The sequence below is a fragment of the Coprococcus comes ATCC 27758 genome (assembly GCF_025149785.1).
Taxonomy (GTDB): domain Bacteria; phylum Bacillota; class Clostridia; order Lachnospirales; family Lachnospiraceae; genus Allocoprococcus; species Allocoprococcus comes.
In genome coordinates this window covers 1,388,760-1,400,045 of the sequence record NZ_CP102277.1, presented here as the reverse complement: position 1 = coordinate 1,400,045, position 11,286 = coordinate 1,388,760, and the positions used below count along the sequence as shown (strand labels likewise).

Here is an 11,286-nt window from a genome sequence, read left to right as displayed (position 1 = left end):
CTTTGTTTTACATATGCGAAAGTTTTTTGGGTGGTGAGGACTAAGATTTAGGGAATTGCAGTCGGAAGGGAAGATTAGTGTAATATCTTTCTTTACAGTTTTTTCTCTCCAAATTCGGCACCGTCATTTTCACCAGTACAGTTAAACGGTCGATTTTACAAAAGAAATTCCTGCAATTCACTTTTGTGCAATGGAGATGAAACTCAGAAATCATGGGAGCCTTTGCTGAACATGATTTCCGCTCTAAGAGGCTCATCGGAATGGTTTGCACAATGGAATTGGAGGACTTTCTTTTGTACAATCGGCCACCACAACCTTTACATCAAAAAACAGTGAATTCTCCTTCTGGAAAATCCACTGTTTTCTCATATATATTAAGCTTCTTCAACTTCTACTTTTTCGCCAAGAATTTTATCAATACTTACCAGTTTTACGCTGAGTACGAATACCTGTGCTGCAACTTCCAGTTCTTCTGGTGTCGGGAAGGACGGTGCAATTCGGATATTGCTGTCTTTTGGATCCTTTCCGTATGGGAAGGTTGCTCCCGCTTTTGTCAAGATCAGTCCGGCTTCTTTTGCTTTTGCTACGATTGCTTTTGCACATCCATCCAACGCATCGAAGGAAATGAAGTATCCTCCTCGCGGTGCCATCCAGGAACCAATCTCAAGTCCGCCAAGCTCACTTTCCAGTACACTTAATACGGTGTCAAATTTCGGTCTTAAGATATCTGCATGTTTCTTCATATGCTGAACCATTCCATGGATATCACCGAAGAAACGCGCATGTCTGAGCTGGTTTAATTTATCATGACCGATGGTCTGTACGGACATCATCTTGCGGATTTCCGCAAGGTTTTCATCGGATGCTGCAATTGCTGCAATACCAGAACCCGGGAAGCTGATCTTGGAAGTAGAACCGAATTTGTAAACCATGTTCGGATGTCCTTCTTTTTTACATTCCATCAAAATCTCGATCAGATAATCCTGTTTATCCTCATACAAATGATGGATTCCATATGCATTATCCCAGAAAATACGGAAATCTTCTGCCGCTGGATTTAATTTCGCAAAACGGTGTACGGTTTCATCAGAATAAGTGATTCCCTGTGGGTTAGAATATTTCGGTACACACCAGATACCTTTTACAGCCGGATCATTCTCCACATACTGCTCTACCAGATCCATATCCGGTCCATCCGACGTCATTGGAATATTGATCATCTCAATTCCAAAATGTTCAGTGATTGCAAAATGTCTGTCATATCCAGGTACCGGGCAGAGGAATTTTACCTTGTCAAGCTTTGCCCAAGGGGTGCTTCCCATGATACCATGTGTCATCGCTCTTGCAACAGTATCATACATTACGTTCAGGCTGGAGTTACCAAAGATGATAATATTGTCCTTCGGTACTTCCATCATATCAGAAAGAAGCTGTTTTGCTTCTTTGATTCCATCGATCACTCCATAGTTACGGCAATCTACTCCTTCTTCGCAGACAAGATCTGATGTGCTCTTAAGTACATCCATCATCCCCATAGAAAGATCAAGCTGTGCTTTGGACGGTTTACCTCTGGACATATCCAGTTTCAGACCTTTTCCTTTAACATCTTCAAATTCTTTTTCCAGTCTGCTCTTTAATTCAAGCAGTTCTTCTCTACTCATATCTCTATATGCAGTCATCTTGAAAACCTCCCATAATCATCAACTAATCATTGTGTGTTTCCTGCCGTACTTTATACTTCCGAAATCTGCCATCTGCAGTTTCTTTCAGCTGTTTTGACAACATCAAAACTCACTACAAGTAGTAAGTATATAGGAAAAATGATTTTTCGTCAACCAATTCTTGCATATAAATATGATATATCGTGATTTTTGTTGATTTAAATGTGATTTTTTGAATTTTTGTTTTTCATTTCATGCATTTTTCCATTTCAACGCTTTTCAAAAAGAGTAGATCAGATTTATATGCAGTATGTTTTGCTCTTCTGACAACAAAACACCCGGAACCATTTTCATGATTCCGGGCAAATATATTTACTATTTTACTAATAATGATTTTCCAGTCATATCTGCTGGCTGCTGCATTCCCATCAGCTCGATCAGCGTCGGAGCGATGTCTGCAAGGCATCCGCCTTCACGAAGCTTATATGCAGGATCTGCATTTACAAGAATGAACGGAACCGGGTTCGTTGTATGAGCGGTAAATGGTTCTCCTGTCTCTTCATCGATCAGCTGTTCTGCATTTCCGTGGTCAGCGCAGATAAACATCTGTCCACCAACTTCTTTCACTGCATCAACTGCTTTTCCTACACATTCATCAACAGCTTCAATTGCTTTGATCACTGCTGCTTCTACACCGGTATGACCAACCATATCCGGGTTTGCAAAGTTAATTACGATCACATCGTACTTATCAGCTTTGATTGCGTCTACAAGCTTGTCACATACTTCATATGCACTCATCTCCGGCTTCAGATCGTAAGTTGCAACCTTAGGCGATTTGACAAGGATTCTGTCCTCTCCCTTGTTCGGTTCTTCTACTCCACCATTAAAGAAGAAGGTAACATGTGCATATTTCTCTGTCTCGGCGATTCTTGCCTGTGTCATATTGTTTGCTGCAAGAAATTCGCCAAATGTATTCGTGATGCCTTCTTTTACAAATGCAACCATTTTATTTGGAATTGTCTCATCATACTCTGTAAAACATACATAAGTAGTCTTGATACGTTCTCCTCTGTCAAATCCGTCAAAATCATCCGCACAGAATGTTCTGGTGATTTCTCTTGCTCGATCCGGGCGGAAATTAAAGAAGATCACAGAATCTCCGTCTTTTACAGTTGCAACCGGTGTACCGTTTTTTGTCACTACAAATGGTACTACGAATTCGTCAGTTACTTCTTTGTCGTAAGAAGCCTGGATTCCTTCTGTTGCTGATGCTGCTGTGTCACCTTCGCCGCGTGTAAGTGCTGCGTATGCTTTTTCTACACGGTCCCAACGGTTGTCACGGTCCATTGCATAGTAACGTCCGGAAACACTTGCAACTTCACCTACACCGATTTCTTTCATCTTTGCTTCTAACTGTTCAACATATTCTTTCCCAGATGCCGGAGGTGTATCACGTCCGTCAAGGAAGCAGTGAACATATACTTTGTCCAGCCCCTGTCTCTTTGCAAGTTCCAAAATTCCATAAATATGTGTAATGTGACTGTGTACACCACCATCAGATACCAGTCCCATCAGATGAAGAGCTGTACCGTTCTTCTTTGCATTTTCACAGGCTGCAAGAAGTGCCTTATTTTCAAAGAAATCGCCATCATCGATTGCTTTTGTGATCTTGGTGAGCTCCTGGTAAATGATACGTCCTGCGCCCATATTCATATGACCTACTTCCGAGTTACCCATCTGACCGTCCGGAAGTCCTACAGCAAGTCCGCTTGCATTTCCTTTTACAAACGGATATTCAGCCATTAATTTATCCATAACCGGTGTGTTTGCCTCTGCAATACCGTTGCCTTTCTTTTCATCTCTCAGACCGTAACCGTCTAAGATCATCAAAACTGTTGGTTTTTTACTCATCGTCTTACACTCCTTCATTTTGTCTTAAAGCGTTTGATTTCTCTTTCAGTTAAATATTGTACATGATTTTATATATGCTTGCAAGCACTTGTTAAAACTTTGACAGTCGAAAAACGCAGGCATTTCTGCCTGCGCCTTGGTATAATTGACTATTTCCAGTTTACAATCTTACCAAAATCCGGTTTTAAAGAAGCACCACCTACAAGTCCACCATCGATATCCGGCTGAGCGAATAATTCCGGTGCTGTAGCTGCATTTACAGATCCGCCGTACTGAATACGGATTGCTTCTGCTGTAGCTTCATCATAAACTTCAGCGATACATTCACGGATAGCTTTGCAAACCTCCTGAGCCTGCTCTGTTGTAGCTGTCTTACCGGTTCCGATTGCCCAGATTGGCTCATAAGCGATAACTGCTGTCTTAGCCTGATCTGCTGTTACATTCTGGAATCCAACTTTAACCTGCTGACGGATGAAGTCCATTGTCACACCCTGTTCACGCTGTTCAAGAGTTTCTCCACAGCACATGATCGGTGTAAGTCCGTGTTCAAATGCTTTCAGCATCTTTTTGTTCACAGTCTCGTTTGTCTCTGCGAAGTATTCTCTTCTTTCAGAGTGTCCGAGAACAACATATTTAACACCAGCATCTGTAAGCATGTTCGGAGAGATTTCTCCTGTGTATGCACCTTTTTCTTCAAAGTACATATTCTCTGCTCCAACCTGGATGTTGCTTCCTTTTGCTGCTTCTACAACCGGAATGATATCGATTGCCGGTACGCAGAATACCACGTCAGCCTCTTCTGTCACAACCAGAGATTTGAGTGTATTCACAAGCTCTACTGCCTCTGAAGGTGTCATATTCATTTTCCAGTTACCTGCAATAATTTTCTTTCTTGCCATTGCAATAATCTCCCTTATTTTATCTTAATTACAGACGCTGCTTATTTATCGTTAGCAGCTGCTACACCTGGCAGTTCCTTACCTTCAAGGAATTCAAGGGAAGCTCCGCCACCCGTAGAGATGTGAGTCATCTTGTCGCCGTATCCGAGCTGGTTAACTGCTGCTGCCGAATCACCACCACCGATGATTGTTACTGCATCTGTCTCAGCAAGTGCTTTTGCGACTTCTTCTGTTCCTTTTGCAAAGTTCGGCATCTCGAATGCACCCATAGGTCCGTTCCATACAACTGTCTTTGCATCTTTTACAGCGTCAGCATAGATCTTGATTGTCTCTGGTCCGATGTCAAGTCCTTCCCATCCTTCCGGAATTTCGCCAGCTTTAACAACTTTGATATTTGCATCATTTGAAAAATCATCTGCAATTACGTTGTCTACCGGAAGAAGGAGTTTTACGCCTTTGTCTTTAGCTTTCTGAATCATGTTCAGTGCATATTCACAGTAATCTTCTTCAAGAAGAGATTTTCCAACGGTTCCGCCCTGTGCTTTGCTGAATGTATAAGACATACCTCCACCAATGATCAGAGTGTCTACTTTATCGATCAGGTTTTCGATTACAGAAATCTTGCTTGAAACTTTAGCTCCACCAAGGATTGCAACGAACGGTCTTTCCGGATTGTTTACTGCATTTCCAAGGAAATCGATTTCTTTCTGCATAAGATATCCTACAACTGCTGTATCAACATATTTGGTAACACCAACGTTAGAGCAGTGTGCACGATGAGCTGTTCCGAATGCATCGTTTACGAATACATCACAAAGAGAAGCGAGTTCCTTAGAGAATTCATCTCCGTTCTTTGTTTCTTCTGCTCTGTAACGTGTATTTTCAAGAAGGATTACCTCTCCATCTTTCATAGCTTCAACTGCTGCTTTTGCATTTGGTCCTACTACTTCAGGATCTGCTGCGAATTTTACTTCCTGTCCGAGAAGTTCTGAAAGTCTTACTGCAACCGGTGCAAGAGAAAGCTCCGGTTTCGGTTCTCCCTTCGGTTTACCAAGATGTGAGCAGAGGATTACTTTTCCTCCGTCAGCGATCAGTTTCTTGATTGTAGGAAGTGCTGCAACAAGACGGTTCTCGTCTGTGATCTTTCCATCGATCAGCGGTACGTTAAAATCGCATCTTACAAGGACTTTTTTCCCTTTTACATTGATATCATCTACAGATTTTTTGTTAAGCATAATCCTGCCTCCTGTTTACATTTCGTTTAAATGGAATGTGCCGGGCACATTTCCGTGCTGAGCGCAGTTGCTTGCGACAATCTGCGTTTTCACACGAATACACATCTTGGGCACATAGTGCCTTTTATTTAGCAGGAAGCTCCATCAGAATTTCCTGTTAAATAAAAGAGCCCGGTCCATGTAGACCGGACCCTTGCTTGAGTCTAACTCTGGAATATTCCAGTAAGAATCAATTCAGCCTGTCCAAACAAACGTTACGGATTAAAGTAATGTTCCGAAGTGTTTGATTGTTCTTACCATCTGGCTTGTGTAAGAGTTTTCATTGTCATACCAAGAAACAACCTGTACTTCTGTTGTTCCGTTGTCAAGCGGAAGTACCATTGTCTGAGTAGAATCGAAGAGAGAACCAAATCTCATTCCTACGATATCGCTAGAAACGATCTGATCTTCGTTGTATCCGAATGATTCGTTAGAAGCTGCTTTCATAGCTGCGTTGATCTGTTCTACAGTAACTTCACCTTCAACTACTGCTGTAAGGATTGTTGTAGATCCTGTAGGGGTTGGTACACGCTGTGCAGATCCGATAAGTTTTCCGTTAAGTTCCGGAATAACAAGTCCGATTGCTTTAGCTGCTCCTGTGCTGTTAGGAACGATGTTTACTGCTGCTGCACGAGATCTTCTCAGATCACCTTTTCTCTGTGGTCCGTCAAGAGTCATCTGATCACCTGTGTAAGCATGGATTGTGCACATGATACCAGATTTGATCGGTACAAGATCATTAAGAGCCTTAGCCATTGGTGCAAGACAGTTTGTTGTACAAGAAGCTGCAGAAATGATTGCGTCATCTTTTGTAAGCTGTGTATGGTTTACATTGTAAACGATTGTAGGAAGGTCATTTCCTGCCGGTGCAGAAATGATAACGTGTTTAGCACCTGCATCGATATGTGCCTGAGCTTTTGCTTTAGATGTGTAGAATCCTGTACATTCAAGAACTACATCTACTCCGATTTCTCCCCATGGAAGTTCAGCTGCATTAGCTTTAGCGTAGATTTTGATTTCTTTTCCGTCTACTGTGATGGAGTCTTCTCCAGCAGATACTTTATCAGCTAATTCATATTTTCCCTGTGTTGAATCATATTTTAATAAGTGAGCCAGCATCTTAGGAGATGTAAGGTCGTTGATTGCTACGATCTCAAATCCCTCTGCTCCAAACATCTGTCTGAATGCAAGACGTCCAATACGTCCAAATCCATTGATTGCTACTTTTACTGCCATGATTTAGTCCTCCTAAAGATAAATTGTATTACTGTATATAACAGTTACATTTTTCTTGATAAATCTTATCATTGTTTAAGATTTATCAACTGTAATTTATTGTACTAAATTCAGAACAAAAATTCAATCCCCTTTTTTCACTTTATTTTTCTGAAAACCGGGGCCCTTTTTATGAATTCTGCATAATATTTAAAACCACATGCTTCGAGAATATTGTCAACTATGTTAAAATCATACCCTACATGCTCTGGTTTATGTGCATCTGCGCCGACGGTGATGATCTCTCCCCCCAGCTTTTTGTATCTTTTTAACACATCCGGATGCGGGTGTGCAAAAGGAAGGCCATACTTCAGTCCTGCCGTATTGACTTCCAGTCCTTTTCCGTGTTCAATAAGATACCGCAGGATTTCATCTATTTCATCCGCAAATCTGCCGTAAGAATATTCCTGTTCCCGATGTTTTCCATAACGTACCACATAATCCAGATGTCCGAGCACATCAAAATCCGCCACAGCCCTGATATCGGCTATTGTCTCCCGAAGTGCCATCCGGTAGGCCTCTTCATCCGAAATCCCCTCAAAGAACTCAGGATAATACGGATCCTTCCCACCAACCACATGCATGGATCCGATCACAAAATCATACGGATTTGCCGCGGTAAATGCTTTTGCTTTCTTCGCAAGGTGTGGCTGAAGTCCAAACTCCACACCGATCCGGATATCCAGCTTCTCTTTATACTTTTCCTTCAGTGCTCCAAGCTCTTTAAAATAGGTTTCCGGATCAAACACAAATTCAATATCATCACAAAAATAATCAATATCTTCATGATCCGTAAAACAGATTGCTTCCAGTCCTTTATCGATTGCTGCAAGGACCATCTCTTCCGGTTTTGCCTCTGAATCTCCGGAAAAATAAGTGTGCATATGGCAGTCCGCTCTCATATTTTGCCCTCCTTGTCATTCTTCATGTGTAAATCCACCCGGCTTTCCCGCAAATCATTTGTTGGATTGCAGTACGGTCCCAATATACCAAAAAACGGAACAATTCTGAGCTATCCCAGAATTGTTCCGCCTCCAAGTACATAATCTCCATCATACAGTACCAATGCCTGCCCCGGTGTAACCGCTCTCTGCGGTGTCTCAAAGATGCACTCTATCTCATCTTCTCCCGTTTTGCGGACTGTGCACCAGTCCCCTTTATGATTGTATCTGATTTTGGCAAATACGCGCATCTCACCTTCCAGATCCTCTACTGTCATAAAGTTCAGCTTATTTGCACGGACCCGCGTCGTCATCAGATCTTCATTCGTCCCTATCACAACTTCATTCGTATCCGGACGGATCTCAAGCACGAATGCCGGATACCCAAGAGAAAGTCCAAGTCCTTTTCTCTGTCCGATCGTATAGTGGATGATTCCTTTATGCCGTCCCAGGATCTTTCCATCCGGTGTTACAAAATTACCTTCCGGGATTTTCTGGTCACTTTCTTCTTCAATAAAAGATGCATAATCGTCATCGGATACAAAACAGATATCCTGACTGTCCGGTTTGTTCGCAATCTGCAATCCGATCTCTTTTGCGATCTCGCGGATCTGGTCTTTTTCGTATTCACCGACAGGCATCAGCGTTCTTCTCAGCTGATCCTGGGTAAGATTATAAAGCGCATAGGTCTGGTCTTTTGACCAGGTTGCCGAATGCCGGATCGCATAGCGTCCGTTCGGCAACTGTTCTACTCTCGCATAGTGACCTGTTGCAATATAGTCTGCTCCGATCTCCATGCTCCGTGTAAGAAGAGATTCCCATTTTACATAACGGTTACACGCAATGCACGGATTTGGTGTCCGGCCATGCAAATATTCATCCACAAAATAATCGATTACCTTCTCCTGAAAATCCTTCTTGAAATTCATCACATAATACGGAATGCCGATCTGTGCCGCAACTTTTCTGGCATCATCTACCGCGCTGAGTCCACAGCATCCGCCGTTTTCTTCCTGTATTTTCGATTCTTCGTCCTGCCAGATCTGCATCGTCACACCGATCACATCATATCCCTGTTCTTTTAGAAGATATGCCGCTACCGATGAGTCGACACCACCTGACATTCCGACTACCACTTTCTTTTTTGCCATTCTCTTTTCTCCTGCAGAAAATTCTAATACTCTTCCTCTTCTGCTTCTTCACCTTCACTGATATCGTTCTTCGGCTTCTGGAGTCCTTCGATCTTGATCCCGTGCTTCTCTGCATAATCCCACAGCGCTGCATGGATTGCCTCCTCTGCCAGTAAAGAACAGTGTACCTTAACCGGCGGCAGTCCGTCAAGCGCTTCCATAACGGCTTTGTTTGTTACCTGCATTGCTTCTGAAATATGTTTTCCCTTTACAAGTTCTGTCGCCATACTGCTTGTTGCAACAGCCGCGCCACATCCGAATGTCTTAAATTTTACATCATTAATAATTCCGTTATCATCAATATCAAGGTAGATTCTCATGATATCACCACATTTGGCGTTACCAACAGTACCCACTCCGCTTGCGTTCTCGATTTCTCCCATATTACGTGGATGCTGAAAATGATCCATTACTTTCTCTGTATACATTGTAAATTCCTCCTAAAGCTGTATTTTCTATCGTATTATTTATTCTGTTTTTTTGCAAAATCTTCATAAAGCGGTGACATTCCGCGTAAATCGCTTACGATTGTCTTAAGCTGATCTACTACATAATCAATGTCTTCTTTTGTGATCTCTTCATTCAGAGTCAGGCGCAGAGATCCATGCGCAATCTCGTGCGGCAGTCCGATTGCAAGAAGTACATGGGATGGATCAAGAGATCCGGATGTACATGCAGATCCACTGGATCCACAAATTCCTGCCATATCAAGACGGATCAGCATAGATTCGCCCTCAATGAAACGGAAGCAGAAGTTTGCGTTATTTGGCAGACGGTCTGTCGGATGTCCGTTCAGCTTGGTGTACGGGATTTCTTCCATCACACGTTTGATCAGATAATCTCTCATCTCGCGCTCTTTTGCTGTACGTTCTTCCATCGTAGCGATAGCACGTTTTGTTGCTGTACCGATTCCAACAATACCCGGAACATTTTCTGTACCTGCACGACGTTTTCTTTCCTGTGCCCCACCATGAACAAAGGAACGGATCTTCACGCCTTTTCTGATATAGAGGAATCCGATTCCTTTTGGTCCGTTCAGCTTGTGTCCGCTGGCACTTAACATATCAATATGACATTCATCTACATTGATCGGGACCTGTCCGAAAGCCTGTACGGCGTCTGTGTGGAACAGGATACCATGTTTGTGGGCGATCTCACCGATCTCTTTGATCGGTTCAATTGTTCCGATCTCGTTGTTTGCATACATTACAGAGATCAGGATGGTATCCGGGCGGATTGCTGCTTCCACATCTGCCGGATTTACTTTTCCGTATTCATCCACATCAAGATAAGTCACTTCAAACCCACGTTCTTCCAAATAAGCTGCTGTATGCAGGATCGCATGATGTTCGATCTTGGTTGTGATAATATGTTTTCCTTTATTCTGATAAGCCTCAGCGGTTGCTTTGAGTGCCCAGTTGTCAGACTCTGATCCGCCGGCTGTAAAATAAATTTCGTTGCTCTTTGCACCGAGTGCGTTTGCGATTCTTTCTCTCTGTTCTGCCACAACATCTTTGTTATGGGATGCGAAGCTGTAGATCGCAGAAGGATTGCCATACTGCTCTGTAAAATATGGCAGCATTGCTTCCAGAACTTCTGGTGCAGTTTTTGTTGTTGCTGCGTTATCCAAATAAATTAATTTACTCATCTTTTTGTCCTTCTTTCTTTACTTCTTTATTCATTTCCACAAGGGTATTTATCATAATACTGTCTACCGTCTGTGCCATGCTTTCATTGACTTTCTTCCAGACATATTTCGTGATACAGCTTCCCTGGATCTCGCAACTGTCTTCCGAATGAAGTGCTGCACAAGTCGCAGGTTCCAAGTCTCCTTCAAGTGCTCTGAGTACATCACCAACAGAAACTTCCGCCGCATCCTTTGCCAGCCGATATCCTCCTCCCGCTCCACGGATACTCTTGACGAGACCTGCCTTTTTCAGCTTCGCCATGAGCTGTTCCAGATATCGTTCCGATATCTCCTGCCTGGCTGATATACTGCTGATGGAAACCGGTTCTTCTGCGCCATAACACGCAAGATCGATAAAGGCGCGTAAACCATAACGACCCTTCGTTGAGATCTTCAATCCATCACCTTCTCTTTATTTTTTATATCCCACTGTTTTACTAGGATT

General features: G+C 42.7%; 10 protein-coding genes. All 10 read right to left on the bottom strand.

Going from position 1 to position 11,286, the window contains the following annotated elements; translation table 11 throughout:
• Nucleotides 1–374 precede the first annotated feature (374 nt).
• Nucleotides 375–1,679 (bottom strand): PLP-dependent aminotransferase family protein, encoded by a 1,305-nt coding sequence (locus NQ556_RS06870; protein WP_008372263.1) that lies wholly within the window; start codon nt 1,677–1,679, stop codon nt 375–377.
• 357 nt (nt 1,680–2,036) lie between these two features.
• Nucleotides 2,037–3,575 carry a 2,3-bisphosphoglycerate-independent phosphoglycerate mutase gene (gene gpmI, locus NQ556_RS06865; protein WP_173699956.1) on the bottom strand — a complete coding sequence of 513 codons (1,539 nt, stop codon included), beginning with the start codon at nt 3,573–3,575 and terminating at the stop codon, nt 2,037–2,039.
• A 149-nt stretch (nt 3,576–3,724) separates the two neighbouring features.
• Nucleotides 3,725–4,474 (bottom strand): triose-phosphate isomerase, encoded by a 750-nt coding sequence (tpiA, locus tag NQ556_RS06860; protein WP_008372272.1) that lies wholly within the window; start codon nt 4,472–4,474, stop codon nt 3,725–3,727.
• Between the two features lie 41 nt (nt 4,475–4,515).
• The gene (locus NQ556_RS06855; protein ID WP_022220114.1) at nt 4,516–5,709 is read right to left on the bottom strand and encodes a phosphoglycerate kinase; all 1,194 of its coding nucleotides are present in this window, start codon (nt 5,707–5,709) and stop codon (nt 4,516–4,518) included.
• 261 nt (nt 5,710–5,970) lie between these two features.
• Nucleotides 5,971–6,984: a type I glyceraldehyde-3-phosphate dehydrogenase gene (gene gap, locus NQ556_RS06850; RefSeq protein WP_008372277.1), complete on the bottom strand. Its 1,014-nt coding sequence runs from the start codon at nt 6,982–6,984 to the stop codon at nt 5,971–5,973.
• A 137-nt stretch (nt 6,985–7,121) separates the two neighbouring features.
• Nucleotides 7,122–7,925 carry a histidinol-phosphatase HisJ family protein gene (locus tag NQ556_RS06845; RefSeq protein ID WP_022220115.1) on the bottom strand — a complete coding sequence of 268 codons (804 nt, stop codon included), beginning with the start codon at nt 7,923–7,925 and terminating at the stop codon, nt 7,122–7,124.
• A 110-nt stretch (nt 7,926–8,035) separates the two neighbouring features.
• A complete protein-coding gene (mnmA, locus tag NQ556_RS06840; protein ID WP_008372279.1) occupies nt 8,036–9,115 on the bottom strand; it encodes a tRNA 2-thiouridine(34) synthase MnmA in 1,080 nt (359 codons plus the stop codon).
• Between the two features lie 23 nt (nt 9,116–9,138).
• Nucleotides 9,139–9,582 (bottom strand): Fe-S cluster assembly scaffold protein NifU, encoded by a 444-nt coding sequence (nifU, locus tag NQ556_RS06835; protein ID WP_008372281.1) that lies wholly within the window; start codon nt 9,580–9,582, stop codon nt 9,139–9,141.
• 35 nt (nt 9,583–9,617) lie between these two features.
• Nucleotides 9,618–10,802, bottom strand: a complete 1,185-nt coding sequence (gene nifS, locus NQ556_RS06830; protein ID WP_022220116.1) for a cysteine desulfurase NifS — start codon at nt 10,800–10,802, stop codon at nt 9,618–9,620.
• A complete protein-coding gene (locus NQ556_RS06825) occupies nt 10,795–11,238 on the bottom strand; it encodes an RrF2 family transcriptional regulator (protein WP_008372284.1) in 444 nt (147 codons plus the stop codon). Before NQ556_RS06825 ends, nifS begins: the two co-directional genes overlap by 8 nt.
• Nucleotides 11,239–11,286 lie beyond the last annotated feature (48 nt).

Excerpts from the sequence above, each read along its gene's own strand:
- NQ556_RS06870 (WP_008372263.1), bottom strand. The coding sequence starts at position 1,679 with ATGACTGCATATAGAGATATGAGTAGAGAAGAACTGCTTGAATTAAAG.
- gpmI (WP_173699956.1), bottom strand. The coding sequence starts at position 3,575 with ATGAGTAAAAAACCAACAGTTTTGATGATCTTAGACGGTTACGGTCTG.
- tpiA (WP_008372272.1), bottom strand. The coding sequence starts at position 4,474 with ATGGCAAGAAAGAAAATTATTGCAGGTAACTGGAAAATGAATATGACA.
- NQ556_RS06855 (WP_022220114.1), bottom strand. The coding sequence starts at position 5,709 with ATGCTTAACAAAAAATCTGTAGATGATATCAATGTAAAAGGGAAAAAA.
- gap (WP_008372277.1), bottom strand. The coding sequence starts at position 6,984 with ATGGCAGTAAAAGTAGCAATCAATGGATTTGGACGTATTGGACGTCTT.
- NQ556_RS06845 (WP_022220115.1), bottom strand. The coding sequence starts at position 7,925 with ATGAGAGCGGACTGCCATATGCACACTTATTTTTCCGGAGATTCAGAG.
- mnmA (WP_008372279.1), bottom strand. The coding sequence starts at position 9,115 with ATGGCAAAAAAGAAAGTGGTAGTCGGAATGTCAGGTGGTGTCGACTCA.
- nifU (WP_008372281.1), bottom strand. The coding sequence starts at position 9,582 with ATGTATACAGAGAAAGTAATGGATCATTTTCAGCATCCACGTAATATG.
- nifS (WP_022220116.1), bottom strand. The coding sequence starts at position 10,802 with ATGAGTAAATTAATTTATTTGGATAACGCAGCAACAACAAAAACTGCA.